This is a genomic window from Hymenobacter perfusus (assembly GCF_003944765.1).
Lineage (GTDB): Bacteria > Bacteroidota > Bacteroidia > Cytophagales > Hymenobacteraceae > Hymenobacter > Hymenobacter perfusus.
Window position 1 is genome coordinate 324,963 of record NZ_RWIU01000005.1, and the last position, 15,889, is coordinate 340,851.

Here is a 15,889-nt window from a genome sequence, read left to right on the forward strand (position 1 = left end):
TCATGGCTTCTGCTCCCCGTTTCGTCTCCAATCCGCACTTGCCCATCATCAAGCCCAACTACCCCGGCAACAGGATGATCGGGCGCGAATACTGCAATGGGGAGGAGTTGTACGAGCCCGGTTTCGGTACCGTGCTCAAATGGCAGCTCAGCAAAAACCCGCAGAAAGAGGCTAAGAAGGCGGATACCTGGGTGCCGACGGTGGTTGACTGCACCGCTTTTCTGCAAGGTCGTGAGGACGGGCTGGTGTGGCTGGGCCACGCCTCATTTGTGCTGCGGGTGAGTGGCAAAACCCTGCTGTTCGACCCGGTGCTGTTTTCCTCTCTGGGCCTGCGCCGCCGCCATGCGCTGCCTTGCGCAGTGGAACAGCTCACCGGCCTCGATTACCTGTTGCTCAGCCACGGCCACCGCGACCATCTGGACGAGAAATCAGTTAAGCTACTGGCCCGCCAGAATCCGCAGCTACGGGCGTTGGGGCCGCTGGGCATGGCGGGGCTGCTGCGGGGCATGGCCCAGGAGCTACCGGTGCAGGAAGCCGGCTGGTGGCAGCAGTTCGATTTGGGACTGGACGCGCCGTTTGAGCTGTTTTATCTGCCCGCTTCCCACTGGCACCGCCGGGGGCTTACCGATCTGAACACGGTACTCTGGGGTTCCTTCCTGCTGCGCCTGCCCGATGGCCGTACCCTGTACTTCGCCGGCGACACGTCGATGGCCCCGCATTTCGAGGCCATTGAAAAGCAGTTTGGCCCGCTGGATATCGTACTGATGCCAATTGGAGCCTACAAGCCGGCCTACATGATGCAGATGAGCCACGTAAATCCGCACGAGGCCGCCAAAGCGGTGAACCAGCTGCGCGCCGGCCACGTGGTACCCATGCACTACGGCACCTTTGACCTGAGCGACGAGCCGGCCTCCGAGCCGCTGCAGCAGCTCCGGCACGTAGCCCAGGGCGGTATGCTGCGTGGCGAGTTGCATGCGCCCGCCGTGGGGGAAGTGCTCCGCTGGCAGGAGTGGGTATAGGCTGGGTTGCCGGTTATCAGGTAGATGAATAGCGTGTAGTTAGCCGCTTGTTGGTAGCTTTGATACCTTATTTCATCCGTGGCCGACGGCTTGTTGCTTTTTCTCCTCGAACTGGCAACCAGTAACCGGCAACCGGTAACTGCTTCTCCATGTCCCCCACCCTCGTTCTGAGCCTGATTGCGGGCTATTTCGTCGTGCTCATCATCATTGCCTACCTCACTTCGCGGAAGGTTACCAGTGAGTCGTTCTTCATAGCCAACCGCAACGCGCCCTGGTACATGGTGGCCTTCGCCATGATTGGCACCTCGCTGTCGGGCGTCACGTTCATTTCTATTCCCGGCATGGTAGCCTCCCAGAGCTGGAGCTACATGGCCGTGGTGCTGGGCTACATTGTGGGCTATCTGGTAATTGGCACTGTGCTTATGCCGCTGTACTACCGCATGCGGCTGGTGAGTATCTACACCTACCTGGAGCAGCGGTTCGGGTTCTGGAGCTACAAAACCGGGGCGCTGTTCTTCCTGATTTCGAGGGCCGTGGGGGCCGCGTTCCGGCTGTTTCTGGTGGCGGGCGTGCTGCAGTTTGCCGTGTTCGATGGGTTGGGCGTACCGTTTGCCGTGACGGTTACGGTCAGCATCTTCCTGATTTACCTCTACACCTTCCGGGGCGGCCTCAAAACCATCCTCTGGACCGATACTTTCCAGACGCTGGCCATGCTGGTGTGCGTGGCGGTGAGCATCTACCTGATGGCCGACGAGCTGAACCTGGGCTTTGCCGGACTGGTAAAAACGGTGAAGGAAAGCGCCATGTCGCAGATTTACTTCTCCGACCCCAAGGATGATAAGTTCTTCTGGAAGCAGTTCGCCTCGGGCGCGTTCATCACTATCGTCATGACCGGGCTGGACCAGGATATGATGCAGAAAAACCTGAGCTGCCGCAGCCTACCCGACGCCCAGAAAAACATGTTCTGGTTTACGCTGGCCATTGTGGTGGTGAACGTGTTCTTCCTCTCCCTGGGCGTGCTGCTCTATAAGTTTGCCGCCGCCAAGGGCATTGCCCTGCCCCTGAACCCGGCCACCGGCAAAGTCATCGGCGACAATGTATTTCCGCTGCTGGCTACCAACCACTTCAGCCTGTTTGCCGGCATCGTGTTCATCCTGGGCATCATTGCCGTCACCTACGCCTCCGCCGACTCGGCCCTGACGGCCCTGACCACCTCCTTCTGCGTGGACATGCTCGACATCAAACAGTATGATGAGGCCAAGCAGAAGCAGCTGCGCCAGGCTACGCACTTTGGCTTCTCCATTGTACTGATTATCATCATTTTGATTTTCCGGGCCATCAACGACCAGAGCGTGATTACCTCGGTGTTCAAAGCGGCGGGCTACACCTACGGGCCGCTGCTGGGCCTGTTCTCGTTCGGCATCTTCACCAGCCGCGGCCTCACCGATAAGCTGGTACTGCCCGTGTGCGTAGTGGCTCCGCTGCTGACGTGGTTTATCAACAGCAACTCCAAAGCCTGGTGGGGTTATGAGTTCGGCTTCGAGATTCTGATGCTCAACGGGCTGATTACTTTCCTAGGGCTGCTGGCCATTTCGCGCCCCCGCAACCTCGAATTGAACCCCGTGGCGTAGGCGTTGTTTAGGGAGGCGTACCTTTGCGTCAGAGGTCATTCATCAGAATGTTGTGCTGAGCTTGCCAATGCATGACGAACGATTACAATGCCACTTCCAACCTGCCAACCCTATGAAACACGCTTTCTTCATCTTCGGGCTTGTAGCTTTGACCTATCAGGCGGCACAGGCCCAGCAAACGGCTCCGGCTCCCAAACAGCCCGTGGAGCTGCAGCCCGGCCGGATGCAAGCCCAGGCCAAACCCGCCGCCAACCGCCCCGATGCGCCCCCGCAGTTTCCGGGCGGAACTCAGGGCTTAAGCACGTTTTTTCAGCAAAACCTAAAGTATCCGGAAGCGGCCAGCGTCAAGCAAATCAGCGGCAACGTGGTGATGACCTTCACGGTGGAAGCCGACGGCCACCTCACCAACCCCTCGGTAGTGCAGCCCCTCAGCCCCGAGTGCGACACGGAGGCGCTGCGGGTACTGGGCCAGATGCCGGCCTGGAAACCGGCCACCCGCAAGGGCCAGCCCATTGCCACCCAGGTGCGTCTGCCCATTCCCTTCGGCAATTCCGAAGGCCTGAAGGTAGAGCAGGGCAAGAATAAATTTGAATAGTGAATTGAGACAGGAGATAGTCAGAAGTGAGAAGTGAGTCAATGCTCAGGTGCCCGCACGCAGGTACTTGGGCATTGTCTTACTTCTCACTTCTGACTTCTCACTTCTAAACAGAAATGGCAGCCAGAAGCGGAATGAATACCAGTGGCCAGGCGGGGGCCGATGCTCCCAAGGTCAAGCTTACTAAGGAGAACTTTAAACAGGGGCTGCGGATTTTTCGCTTCGTACTGCCGTACAAAGCTCCATTCATTGCGGGGCTGCTGCTGCTGCTGTTAAGCAGTATTTCGACTATGATCATGCCCAAGATGCTGGGCTATCTGGTAAACATTGCCAATCACCAAACTGCCAAGCTACCTCTGTTTCTGCCCCACACCATCACGGGTATTGCGGCACTGCTCTTCGGAGTTGTGCTGGTGCAGGGCCTATTTTCTTTCGGACGCATCTTCTTTTTCTCGCGGGTCAGTGAGTTTACCGTGCGCGACATTCGCCGCACGCTCTACCAGAAGCTGGTAACGCTGCCCATCCCGTTTTTTGAGCAGCGGCGCGTGGGCGAAATCACCTCCCGCCTGACTTCGGACGTAGCCAACATTCAGGATACGTTTTCCCTGACACTGGCCGAATTTATGCGCCAGATTCTGACGTTATTGGCCGGGGTAGCGTTCATTATGTGGGAGTCGTGGCGACTTTCGTTGTTTATGCTGGCCACGTTTCCGCCGCTGGTGCTGCTGGCGTTCCTGTTCGGGCGCAGCATCCGGAAGTTCTCCAAGCAAACCCAGGACGAGCTGGCTAAGACCAACGTGGTAGTCGAGGAAACGATGCAGGGCATCAACTCGGTAAAGGCCTTTACCAGTGAGCAGCACGAGGTGGAGCGGTACGGGGCCGGCCTAAACCGCACCGTGCAGTTTGCCCTGAAATCGAGCATTTACCGCGGCGCGTTTGTGTCGTTTATCATCGTGGCCATCTTTGGCGGCATCTTTCTGGTGCTGTGGCGCGGCGCTACGTACGTGGAACTCCCCCTCTCCGACCCGCGCCACTTAGACATGGGCGACCTGGTATCCTTCATCCTGTACACCATGTTCATCGGGGCCTCAGTAGGTGGTTTGGGCGAGATGTACGGCAAGATTCAGAGCAGCCTGGGCGCTTCGGAGCGGATTCTGGAAATTCTGGACGAAACCTCCGAGCCGGTGCACCAGCCCCGCCCGGCCGGCGTGGCGCCCTTGCAGATAGGCGGCGACATCCGCTACGACAACGTGCAGTTCCGCTACCCCACCCGCCCCGATTTAGCGGTACTCAAAGACATCAGCTTTCATATTAAAGCCGGTGAGAAAGTAGCCCTGGTGGGGCCTTCCGGGGCCGGCAAAAGCACCATCGTGCAGCTGCTCATGCACCTGTACCCGCTCAGCGGCGGCAGCATTTCAGTAGACGGCCGCAATATTGATGAACTGGATCTGACCGAGTTGCGCCAGCACATCGGCATCGTGCCTCAAGAAACCATGTTGTTTGGTGGCACCATTGGGGAGAACATCCTCTACGGCCGCCCCGGAGCCTCCGAGGCCGACATCATCGACGCCGCCCGTCGGGCCAATGCCTGGCAGTTCATTCAGTCGTTCCCCGAAGGGCTGGATACCTTGGTGGGCGAGCGGGGCATCAAGCTCTCGGGCGGACAGCGCCAACGCATTGCCATTGCCCGCGCCATCCTGAAAAACCCCGCCATCCTGCTCCTCGACGAAGCCACCTCGGCCCTCGACTCGGAAAGCGAGAAGCTGGTGCAGCAGGCCATGGATGAGCTGATGCAGAACCGCACCAGCATCATCATTGCCCACCGCCTGAGCACCATCCGCAAGGTGGATAAGATTCTGGTTATCGACGGCGGCCGTATTGTGGAGCAAGGCTCTCACGAAGAGCTCAACAACGCCGAAAACGGCCTCTACGCCAACCTGCTGAAATTGCAGTTTGAGCTAACGTAAAGCACGGATTTCACGGATTGCATGAAACGGGCGGCGCGGATGCGTTGCCCGTTTTCTTTTCCTGATATATTTCAGGCAAGTACAGTCCAAAATCCACCACGGCCGACCTATACCATGACACACCGACTACCACGTATCGAGTTGCTGCGGCCGGAACTAGGGCTGTGGGGCGGGTTGCTGTTACTGCTTAGCACTCTGTTCATGTCTTCGGCCAGATTTTCGGCTGATTTACCGGTTGTACAGCTACCAAGCAGTGTCAATGACTGTTGGCGGCTACCGCCGACCCAGTTCATTTTCTCCCTGGATGCGCAGAAACGGCTATACATGCACGCCAGCACCGCCAAGCTCCAGACAAAAGCCATTGAACTGTTGAGCCAACAGTACGGCTTGCAGCTATCCGCTGAACAACTGCAACAGGTGCCGCTGCTGCCATACCTGGGCTCTGATATTCGGCAACTACCGGACTGGCTGGCTACCCCAAGCTGGGAGCGAAAAAAACCGACGGAGGGCATTCCCTATTCCGCTCCAAACGACCAGTTAACGGCATTGCTCCGGGTGGCTAACCAAGCTGCTTATGCCATTCACGGCCACCGCGCCATTATATGTCTGCGGCTGGATGAGCGACTACCTGCCTCGGTTGTTATGCCTTTCCTACACCAATTTCAGCGGCTGGGCATTAACCACACAGTGCTGGTTGCGGAATCTGAATAGTGCGTAAAACTCCTACTGCGGCCTTTATCTTTGGGCTGATGCAAAGCACCATTACTATCCCCGACATTCAAATTTCCTTCCTGGAGTTCCGCCAGATTCAGCAACATATGTTGCTCAGGCAAAGATGGTGGATCTACGTTTTACTACTGGGCTACTTGCTGTATACAGCTTGGTTTGCCGATACAGCGTCTACATCGGTTCCTTTTAAAATAGGTTTAACTGCTTTTTTTATTGCGCTGCTGGTTGGAATGCTTGTGTTTGCCAATCGGGTGCTCCTGAAGCGCAGCTTCAACAAAATACCTTTGCACCAGCAGCCAGTCACCTACACGCTGTCGGAAACCGGTATTGCGCTGCATAGCAGGGCTTTGCAGAGCACTAGCGCCTGGCATACGGTACACAGCGCCCGGAAAGTGGGTGACTGGTATTTTCTCGCAAATAAAAACCAGCAAGGCTACCTGCTGGACAGCCGCCGGATTCAGGCCCCGGCCACCGAGGCTGATTTACGGGCGTTGTTTCAGCAACACGGTATTGTTATCCAATAAGCACCTGTATTTCACCAATGTCCCTGATTATCCCCAACGTCCGGCTCTCGTTCTGGCAGTACCTGCTTCTGTCCTTGCGCTTCACCTTCCAAACACGGCCACTTGCGTTGGTTATGCTGCTTCCGGTTGCCTGTACCTTGGCGGCACTAGGGCTGTCGGGATTTAGCTGGCAATCAATAGTGGATTTTTGGCACGATGCCCCGTTGGCTTTATTGTTTTCCGTAGCCCTGCCCGTATTGCTAATCTGGCCTACGTGGCAGCAGTACCATCGAAGTACGTTTCTGCAGGAAGCCGTTACTTATACCTTGGACGATGATGGCGTGCAGGTAACGGCTCCGTCGTTTCGCACCAAATTGAGTTGGGAGGCAGTGGTACAGTTGCGTCACTTTGGTAACTGGCTGTTGCTGCAAACGTCCACGCAAACGGCATTTTTTGTGGACTTGCGCCGGGTGCAGTCCCCGGCTACGGCGTCCGATGTCTTGGATTTCTTCCGGCAATCCTCCTGATGCCCCCAATCAACCTCCCCACCACCCCGCCCACCTTCCCGGAGTACCAGCTGATTCACCAGACGCAGCAGCGGCAGCGGTACCCGGAATTAGCTGATCAGCCCAGGCCAGCCGCCTCCAACCCTTGGAAGCGCACTGTGTTGTTTTGCCTGGGCCTTACAAGTGCGGCTTTTTCCCTGTATGCACTCAGGCAAGGAATTGTCATGTACGTTTTACTGCTTGTCATTTTCACGCCATTAGGCCTGCTGCACCAGCGGAGAAAATACCGCCGAGCATTTCGGGAGTTTCAGGCGCAGCCCCGGCCGCTGAGCTTCCGGGTTTCCGAAACGGGCCTGGCGGTGCAGTGGCCCCAGGGCTGGCAGCGGCTGCCCTGGTACAACCTTACCCGCGTGCAGCAGGTCGGCGACTGGCTCCTACTCTACCCCGGCCCCGATTTCTGCTATTACCTGGATTTGCGGCGGGTGCCGGCCCCGTATACGCCCGTGGACGTGCTGGCCCTGATTGGGAAACGGGAAGAAAGCGGCTCAGCGGCTACCTTCGCCCCCTGATGAAACCAACCCCCATTGTGCTATCCGGCGTGCAGCTGTCTGCCGAGGAATTTGTGGCCGTGAACTTCCGGCTCTGGCGGGCTCGTCCCCGCACCCGCCTCAACCACTGGATTCTGGGCGCGGCCGTGGCGCTGCTGGGCGTGAGCGTGGGGCTGGACTTGTACCAGCACGGCCAACTCACCCAGCCGTCTACCCTGGTTTTTCTGGCCGTGGCGGTGCTGTACGCGCTGTTCCGCGCGGGGCTGGTGCGCTACCAGCTGCGCCGGGGCTACGCCAAAAACCCAACGCTGCAACAGCCCGTGGAGTTTACCCTGACGGCTACCGAAATCATCGGGCGTAGCGCGCTGGGGCAGTTTTCCGGCAAGTGGGCGCTGATTCGGCGGGCGGTATGGGTGCAGCCGCATTGGCTGCTGCTCTACCCCACCGAGGCCGCCTGCTACTACCTCGACCTGCGCCGCCTGCAACCGCCCGCAACGGCCTCCGAGGTGGCCGCGCTGCTCACCCGCCACAACATTCCGCAACCGCAGCTCTAGCCGCAACCCGCCGGGCAAGTGCCCGTCTGTAAGCCGGCATTCTGCACGGCGTACCCGGGCAGATTTGCCTACTTTCGCTTCGAATTCCCAACGCCATTTTTCTCTTTACGAATGATTACTTCGACTTTTCGCACGTCTTCTTCCCGCGCCCTGAGCGCCACGCTGCTGGTAAGCGGCCTGCTGCTGAGCGCCGCCGCCGAGGCCCAGATCAGCACGCCCCAGGCCAGCCCCAAAAGCACCATTCAGCAGCGCGTGGGCCTCACCGATGTTACCCTGACCTACTCCCGCCCCGGTCTGCGCGGCCGCACGGCCTTCGGCAACCTGGTTCCGTTCAGCAAGCGGTGGCGCACCGGGGCCAACGCCACCACCAGCCTCAAATTCTCCGACGACGTAACCATTGAGGGCAAAAAGGTGCCCGCCGGCGAGTACGGCCTCTACACTATTCCCGGCAAAACCGAGTGGATTGTGGTCCTGAACAAGAGCACCAAGATGGGCGCCAACGTAGACGGCTTCAAGGACGACGAGGACGTGGCCCGCTTCACCATCAAAACCTACAAGGTGCCCACCAAAGTGGAAACCTTCACCATGAACTTCACCGACCTCACGCCCGCCACCGCCAACGTGGACATGCAGTGGGAAATGACCGGGGCCAAGTTCAAAATCACCTCCGACGTGGAGCCGAAGGTGATGGCGCAGATTGACGAGAAAGTCATCAAAAACGCCAGCCCCAGCAACGGCGACCTGGCCGCCGCCGCCGTCTACTACCTCGACAACGACAAGGACCTGAAGCAGGCCCTGGCCTGGATGCAGAAGGCCAACGCCACCGACCCCAAGTTCTGGAACGTCCTCACCGAAGCCAAAATCCGGATGAAGATGAAGGACTACAAAGGCACCATCACGGCCGCCGAGCAGTCCAAGAAACTGGCCCTCGAAGCCAAAAACGCCGACTACGTGAAAATGAACGAGGACCTGATGATGGAAGCCAAGAAAGCCGGCAAGCTCTAAGATCAGAGGGCTAAAAAGCTAGTTCCCCTCCTTGAAAAGGAGGGGTTAGGGGTGGTTGATTTTATGTTGAACGATACTAGAATCTAATTTCTAGAAACCGTTCAACGGTTGTCAACCACCCCTAACCCCTCCTTTCCAAGGAGGGGAACTAGCTTTTTAGCCTTTTGTAGTCTTGCGACCCAACAGACTCCCCAGCACCACCACGCCGCAGCCGATGATGTTGAACCAGAGGTAGCCGATATCGGTGGTAAAGAACAGGGTCAGCACCACGGCCTGAGCCACTACGGCGGCCCAGAAAACAGCCCGGCCGCCCACGGCTTTCAGGAAGAAGGCCACCATGAAAATACCCAGAATGGTGCCGTAGAACAACGAGCCCAGGATGTTCACGGCCTGAATCAGGTTTTCGAGGCGGGCGGCGAAGGTGGCAAACCCGATGCCCAGCACGCCCCAGCCCACGGCCGCTGCCCGCGACGCCAGCACGTAGTGCGCCTCGGACTGCCCCTGGCGGCGCGGCTTGTACAAATCGACCACCGTGGTAGAGGCCAACGCGTTGAGGCCGGCGGCAGCCGAGCCCAAAGCGGCACTCAGCACTACGGCCACCAGCAGCCCCACCAGCCCCTGGGGCAGGTAGTTGAGCACGAAGGTGAGGAACACGTAGTCGGTATCCTTGGCCTCGGTGGTGGGCTCGGCCTTTTTGAGTAGTTGCTGGGCCTGCTGGCGCAGCCCGAGGTTGGCGGCCTGGGTGGCCTGGAGGTGGGTTTCGGCGGCGGCAATGGCGGCGGGGTTTTCGCCTTTGAGGGCCTGCACCAAGCGGCCGGTGGCGCGGCGGCGCACCTCGAATAGGGTGGCGTGTTCGCGCTCCAGCTCCCGCAGCGCCGGCCCGTACTGCTCGGAATGGGCCACCTTCATGTACACCGGCCGGTTGAAGGTGAGCGGGGCGGGGTTGAACTGGTAGAACACGAACAGCAGCACGCCCAGCAGCAGAATCCCGAATTGCATCGGAATCTTGAGCAGGCCGTTCATGAGCAGGCCCAGCCGGCTTTCCGTCACGTTGCGGCCGGTGAGGTAGCGCTGCACCTGGCTCTGGTCGGTGCCGAAGTACGAGAGGGCGAGGAACAGGCCGCCCGTCATGCCCGACCAGAAGTTGTACCGGTCGGTGGGGTCGAAGTGGAAGTCGATGAGGTTGAGTTTACCCTGGTGGCCGGCCACGCGCATGGCATCGGTAAACCCGACTTCGGCCGGCATATAATGCACCAGCAGGTAGCCCGCCACCAGCAGCCCCACGAAAATCACGGCCACCTGGCCCTGCTGAGTCACCATCACGGCCCGCGTGCCGCCCGATACGGTGTAGGCAATCATCACGGTGCCCAGCAGCCACACCGTCAGCTGAATATCCCAGCCCAGAATAGCCGACAGCACCAGGGCCGGCGCGTATAAGCTCAGTCCGTTGCTCAGGCCCCGCTGCACCAGAAACAGCAGCGCCGCAAAGGTGCGGGTGCGCCGGTCAAAACGCCCTTCCAGGTACTCATAGGCCGTAAATACCTGGAGCCGGTGGTAGATGGGTACCACGAAAATGGCAATGAGCACCATGGCCACCGGCAGCCCCAGGTAGAACTGGATGAAGCGCATGCCGTCGTCGTAGGCCTGGCCGGGGGTGCTCAGAAACGTAATGGCCGAGGCCTGAGTGGCCATGATGCTGAGCCCGATGGCCCACCACGACGCCTGCCGCCCGCCCAGCAAATAGCCGTCCAGCGACTCGCCGGCGCGGCGGGTGCGCCAGGTGCCGTAGCCCACAATGAACAGCAGCGTTCCGCCCAGAATCAGCCAGTCGAGCCCGCTCATGCAAACGCCCGGGTCAGGTACACGAACAGCCCGATTTCCACGCCCAGCGCGCCCAGCACCAGCCAGTACCACGCCCTCCATGAGGGCAACAGCGGCGGTTTTTCGGTTTCGGAAGCCGGTGAAGTAGGATGGTGCAGCACAATGGAAAGGCTAGGACGAAGAACAGGTGCAAGATACCTACTCAGGAGGCATTCGGCACCGGTGAAGTTGCCTGAATTATTGGAACAGGCTGGAGCCAGCCGGTAGCCAGCTCCCAGATGCAGGTGAGCAGCAGGCCCAGAGCGGCCCCGGCTACCACGTCGCTGAGCCAGTGAAACTCCAGCACTACCCGGCCCAGGCACACCAGCCCCAGCCAGCCCAGCAGCCAGGGCCGCGCCCGGGGGAACCGCAGCGCCCAGGGTAGCAGCAGCCCCGCCGCGTTGGCCGCGTGCCCCGAGGGAAACGCATTGAATCGGCCCGCCAACTGCCAGAAATCAGCGTTGGCGGCCAGGTCTCCGAATACCTGCCACGGCCGGGGCCGGTGGAAGTACAGAGCCATCATATTGCGCAGTCCCTGGCTGCTCACAAACGTCAGCAGCGCCACCAGCCAGATGGTGCAGTGGGGCCAGCGTCGCAGCCGGGCCACGGCAAACACCAGCAGCAGCGCCAGCCACAGCCACGGCGTCAGCAGCGGGGTGGTGGTGGCATCGTGGACCCACATAAAGCCCACAAAAAACGGCCGCAGCAGCGCGCCATGCCGGTGCAAGAGCCCGGCCAGCGGTTCGTCCACGGCTACTATCAGCAGCAGAATAAGCGGTACTGAACTTAGTACCAGCAAACTACCAATGCTAATCCTGTTTAAAGCATAAGCCTTGTAAATTTTCATCATAGAATACGCTTGTATATTCTCCCTCCTTCCTGTTGATTCGATTTCCATTTATCACTATTGCATCCGATTGAGCCAATTCAAGATCTATTGGAAACCTTCTGTCTTGAACGTAATAATCTTGCAAACTGAATTTATAACACCTACCTACCTTTATGCATTTTTTATTTCTTTTATCTTCTACTTCTGAAAAAATCCTGTATTTATAATTCCCCCTCCTAAGATATAATATATACACCCCACTATTTTTGGGATAATCATCATTATGCATAAATTCAATTTTATCAACAGAATAACATAATTTATCAAGCAAATAATCATTATTATCAAGTAAAAAACAACACCTAATACTTAATAACAGCATGTTTAAATAATTCATATAATTTGTTATACAGAAGAATTATGCATTAAACAATGGGTTTATTTCCCCAACGACACCATATTGGTCAGCAGCCGGTACGCGCCGGGTACGCCGGCGGGCAGCTCCCGGAACAGGCTGAGGCCGGTGTAGATGTAGTGGCCTTTGCCATAATCGGCGACTAGGATGGCGCTTTCCTTGGCTTTCTCGCCGGGGTCGGCGCTGCTGAGCACGGTTTTGTATTTGGGGTCCCACTGCGAAGGGTAGTAGAGGCCCTGCTCCTGCACCCAGCCCTCGAAATCCTTGCTCGTGATTTTGTTGGGAGTGTTGAGCAACGGCTGGCTGGGGTTGAGGAAAGTAACCGGGGCATTTTCCACCGTTACCCGGTCAGTACTGAGGGTGAGCGGGTAGGGGCCGATTTGCGGCAGCACGGTGCCCCGGCTCACGGTGTACTGCACCACCAGGTTGCCGCCCTGCTCCACGTACTTCAGCAGCGTGGGTTGCAGGGTTTTGAGGCGGTCCAGGGTGTTGTAGGCGCGCACACCCAGCACCACGGCGTCGAAGCGGCGCAGGTTCGGCTCGGTGAGGTCCTCGGGCTTGAGCAGGGTTACGGTGTAGCCGATCTGGCGCAGGGCGTCGGGCACCTCGTCGCCGGCCCCCATCAGGTAGCCGATTTCCTGGCCCTTGCGCCGCAGGTCCAGCTTCACCAGCGGGGCCACGGCTTCGGGAAACAGCGTTTGGGTGGGAATGTGGGTGTATTCGATGGTTTGGTAGCCGCGCGAGTACGCCTGGCCGTCCACAGTAGCCACGGCCCGCAGCTCCGATTTGCCTTCCGCCGCCCCCGCGCCGGGCTGCACCCGGAACTGCACGGTTTGCTCGGCGTCTTTGGCTCCCAGCTCGAAGGGAATGCTGGCGGGCTCGGCGGTCCAGCCTTTGGGCAGGTTCAGGGCCAGGGTACCCTTCACCCCCGCTTTGCCGGCGCGCAGCGTCACGGGAATGATTTTGGGCTGGTTATCGGCAAACACGAAGGCGTGGCCGCCAATGTTCACGGCTACGGGCGGTACCACCGTCAGCAGGCGGTACTTCTCCCCTTCCACCGGGTCGGTGCTTTTGTATTGGACGGGAACGTCGAAGGTTAGAGCTTGCCCTAATACCTGAATCCTGACGATGGCAGTAGCCGCAGGATAGCCCTCTGCGTTGCCCCTCTGGCGTGGCTCTACAACTACGTACATGCCCGTAGTTCCTGTCTTTTGCAGCCAGTAAGGTTGAGATTTCAGTTCATTCCAATAACCAACTTGAGAACTACGAATCTTGGCTTTTTCATTGCGCATCAAGGTTGTTGGCTCTTTACGCAATGACGGAGCTTGATGAGCAATATCTTTGTTGTTATCGAATTGTCCTTCATAATCATTAGGCTCGACAGCTACTGATATTATTTTTACATCGATTGATGAACGGTTTATTATTTCGACATCAACCTTGATGGTATTATCGATTCCACCTACAATATTTTTATTCATTAAAGGTACCGTGGGAGCTTCGGCTGTTGCTTCTAGATGAATACCTAAACAAGCACGAATTAGCTCCTCATTTTGCTGAATTTTGTTTTGAACCCAGAAATGAGCTTCGGCTAACTCATTTTCAGAGCGTATCCTAATTGCTTCGCTCGATATTTCCTTTGACTGATGAAAGTCGGCAGCCCTCTGGAATAACGAATTAATAGCCTCCCGCACCTTCAGCAGCCCAGCCACACTCGCCGACGGATTGGCCGGGTCGTACTTGCGAATCACCTCGTCTACCAGCTTGCCCACGGCCGCGCCGCCGGGCACCCGGTTCCAGGTCATATCCACACCATCGAACAGGTCGGTGGTGGCTTTGTCGCCTTTCAGGGGCTGGAAATACTCCAGGGCCTCGCCGCGCTGGGCGCTGCTGCCGAAGCCCTGGCTACGGTGCTGGGAGCGGCTACGGGCGGCAATTTCGCCGTAGCTCTGCCCCAGCAGCGGGTTGTAGCCGCCGGCATCCAGCTTCAGGTACTGGCTCATGTCCTCGCCGGCCTTCACGAAGAAGCTGCCGGTGTTCCAGAGCAGCCGCTTGGCCTGCCAGGGCTGCACGTATTGGAGCTGCTCAGGGAAACGCTTGGGGTCGGCGGCGGCCGAGAAGGCCTCGATGGCCAGCATGGCCGAGGCGGTGTGGTGGCCGTGGCCGGCCCGGCCGTCGGGCGGGAAACGGGTAATCATGACGTCGGGGCGGCGCTGCCGGATCACCCAGACCATATCGGCCAGCACCTGCTCCTTGTCCCAGATGGTGAAGGTTTCCTCGGGCGTTTTGGAAAAGCCGAAGTCGTTGGCGCGAGTGAAAAACTGCCGGCCCCCATCGATGCGGCGGGCCGCCAGCAGCTCCTGCGTCCGGATAACGCCCAGCCCCTCGCGCAGTTCGGGGCCGATGAGGTTCTGGCCGCCGTCGCCGCGGGTGCAGCTGAGGTAGCCGGTTTCCACGAGGCGGCCGTTGGCGAGGTAGGCAATCAGGCGGGTGTTTTCGTCGTCGGGGTGGGCGGCCACGTACAGGGCCGAGCCCAGCACATTCAGCTTCTTCAGCCCCAGCAGAATCTCCGACGACGACCAGGTTTTGGGGGCCTGGGCGTGGGTTGTGCCAATTAGTAATGAGTAATTAGTAATTAAGAATGCCGCCAGGGCGGTGCGGAAGTAGCGGAAGCGCATGAACGAGGCAGATGAAGTGGCCGGGCAGTAAAGATAGGCGACCGGCCGGGAGGTTGCAGCCCCCCGCCTGCTCCGGTCCGGCAGGCACAGCCTGGAAAGTCGCTTGCAACCGGCTGAGCGTCATGCTGAGCTTGTCGAAGCATCTCTACCGTTTCGTCTGACGATTCATGCGGAGCGGTAGAGATGCTTCGACAAGCTCAGCATGACCGTTTCGGGCTTTTCAGACACAGCTTACAGCAAGGTTAGAAACCGATTCCGCACCCTACATCCTGTCCCTTTCCTTCTATATCCATTCAATTGACACCTAAATCCTGCATGCTAATTCCTATATCTTATCCATTACTTCCTAAAATCTATCAACAGCCAACTAAATCCTGCCAATAGAAACCTAAAGTCTTTTAACCGCACCCTAAATCTTTTCCGGCGATATGTTTGGCGTATCGCCCACTGTATTCAGTGTTTGGCAGGCATTTTTCATCTTATCAACCTTGACTTTCATCCCGTACTTTCCTATGTTCGTTGCATGCCGTGGGGCTGCCGGGGTGGTGGCTGGGGCGGCGGGTGTTTTTGTTGAAGTGTATGGCTGATGAGGTACCCGCCGAGGCGTCGGCTCCTTCCGTGGTGGAATTGCTGGCCCAGCGCATTGCCCAGCGCAGCCTGCCCGTACCCATTCCGATGACGCCCGAGGCCATCCGGGAGCGTCTGGGGCGGGCGCTGGGGCGGTTTGTGGGTTCCCGCGACCCGCGCCGCCGCCGCACCTTCGGGCGGCTGGCCTACGCCCTTATGGCTACGCCCGAGGGCACCAACGCCGAGCTGGCCGCTGTGGTGGGCATCTCGCCCCAGGCCCTGCAACGCGCCGCCGATGTGCTGGCCGAAGCGGGTTTGCTCACTATATCCTACCGTAAAAACATCCGCTACCAGGCCCTGAACGAAACCGGCGAAATCTGGCTGCTGCCCCACGCCCAGGGCACCGCCCCGGCCCAGTAAGGTGCCCCCGATCCGGAAAATCGGGGCGTACCTTTGAGGCTACTGGCCCGGTGCTTGCGTATA

15 protein-coding genes are annotated in these 15,889 nt (G+C 58.6%); 11 read left to right on the forward strand and 4 right to left on the reverse strand.

Translation table 11 applies throughout. From position 1 onward, the window contains the following. The first annotated feature begins 2 nt into the window (after positions 1-2). From EI293_RS15985 to EI293_RS16030, 10 genes are all read left to right on the forward strand, one after another. Positions 3-1,019: an MBL fold metallo-hydrolase gene (locus EI293_RS15985; RefSeq protein WP_125439545.1), complete on the forward strand. Its 1,017-nt coding sequence runs from the start codon at positions 3-5 to the stop codon at positions 1,017-1,019. Positions 1,020-1,168: 149 nt separating this feature from the next. Then, positions 1,169-2,650, forward strand: coding sequence for a sodium:solute symporter (locus tag EI293_RS15990; RefSeq protein WP_170170403.1), 1,482 nt, complete (start codon positions 1,169-1,171; stop codon positions 2,648-2,650). 112 nt (positions 2,651-2,762) lie between these two features. Beyond that, a complete protein-coding gene (locus EI293_RS15995) occupies positions 2,763-3,245 on the forward strand; it encodes an energy transducer TonB (protein WP_170170404.1) in 483 nt (160 codons plus the stop codon). 134 nt (positions 3,246-3,379) lie between these two features. Beyond that, a complete protein-coding gene (locus EI293_RS16000; RefSeq protein WP_125439547.1) occupies positions 3,380-5,212 on the forward strand; it encodes an ABC transporter ATP-binding protein in 1,833 nt (610 codons plus the stop codon). A gap of 21 nt (positions 5,213-5,233) precedes the next feature. After that, positions 5,234-5,923 carry a hypothetical protein gene (locus tag EI293_RS16005; RefSeq protein WP_125439548.1) on the forward strand — a complete coding sequence of 230 codons (690 nt, stop codon included), beginning with the start codon at positions 5,234-5,236 and terminating at the stop codon, positions 5,921-5,923. Positions 5,924-5,961: 38 nt separating this feature from the next. Beyond that, a complete protein-coding gene (locus EI293_RS16010; RefSeq protein WP_125439549.1) occupies positions 5,962-6,465 on the forward strand; it encodes a hypothetical protein in 504 nt (167 codons plus the stop codon). A gap of 74 nt (positions 6,466-6,539) precedes the next feature. Continuing rightward, positions 6,540-6,971, forward strand: coding sequence for a YcxB family protein (locus tag EI293_RS16015; RefSeq protein WP_125439550.1), 432 nt, complete (start codon positions 6,540-6,542; stop codon positions 6,969-6,971). Next, a complete protein-coding gene (locus EI293_RS16020) occupies positions 6,971-7,519 on the forward strand; it encodes a hypothetical protein (protein WP_125439551.1) in 549 nt (182 codons plus the stop codon). The genes EI293_RS16015 and EI293_RS16020 overlap by 1 nt, the downstream gene beginning before the upstream one ends. Continuing rightward, positions 7,519-8,052: a hypothetical protein gene (locus tag EI293_RS16025; protein WP_125439552.1), complete on the forward strand. Its 534-nt coding sequence runs from the start codon at positions 7,519-7,521 to the stop codon at positions 8,050-8,052. Before EI293_RS16020 ends, EI293_RS16025 begins: the two co-directional genes overlap by 1 nt. 111 nt (positions 8,053-8,163) lie before the next feature. Then, positions 8,164-9,057 (forward strand): DUF2911 domain-containing protein, encoded by an 894-nt coding sequence (locus EI293_RS16030; protein WP_125439553.1) that lies wholly within the window; start codon positions 8,164-8,166, stop codon positions 9,055-9,057. Positions 9,058-9,213: 156 nt separating this feature from the next. On the opposite strand, the gene EI293_RS16035 is transcribed toward EI293_RS16030, so the two are convergent. The 4 genes from EI293_RS16035 to EI293_RS16045 all read right to left on the reverse strand — a co-directional run bounded on the left by EI293_RS16035 (position 9,214) and on the right by EI293_RS16045 (position 14,839). Next, positions 9,214-10,899, reverse strand: a complete 1,686-nt coding sequence (locus EI293_RS16035; protein ID WP_125439554.1) for a sodium:solute symporter — start codon at positions 10,897-10,899, stop codon at positions 9,214-9,216. A gap of 181 nt (positions 10,900-11,080) precedes the next feature. Continuing rightward, entirely contained in the window at positions 11,081-11,716 is a 636-nt protein-coding gene (locus EI293_RS16040) for a phosphatase PAP2 family protein (protein WP_170170405.1), read from the reverse strand. A 10-nt stretch (positions 11,717-11,726) separates the two neighbouring features. After that, entirely contained in the window at positions 11,727-12,143 is a 417-nt protein-coding gene (locus tag EI293_RS22135; RefSeq protein ID WP_170170406.1) for a hypothetical protein, read from the reverse strand. Between the two features lie 41 nt (positions 12,144-12,184). Beyond that, positions 12,185-14,839, reverse strand: coding sequence for a PIG-L family deacetylase (locus EI293_RS16045; RefSeq protein ID WP_125439556.1), 2,655 nt, complete (start codon positions 14,837-14,839; stop codon positions 12,185-12,187). Between the two features lie 579 nt (positions 14,840-15,418). On the opposite strand from EI293_RS16045, the gene EI293_RS16050 reads away from it, so the two are divergent. Further along, positions 15,419-15,826, forward strand: coding sequence for a helix-turn-helix domain-containing protein (locus EI293_RS16050; protein WP_125439557.1), 408 nt, complete (start codon positions 15,419-15,421; stop codon positions 15,824-15,826). The last annotated feature ends 63 nt before the right edge of the window (positions 15,827-15,889 follow it).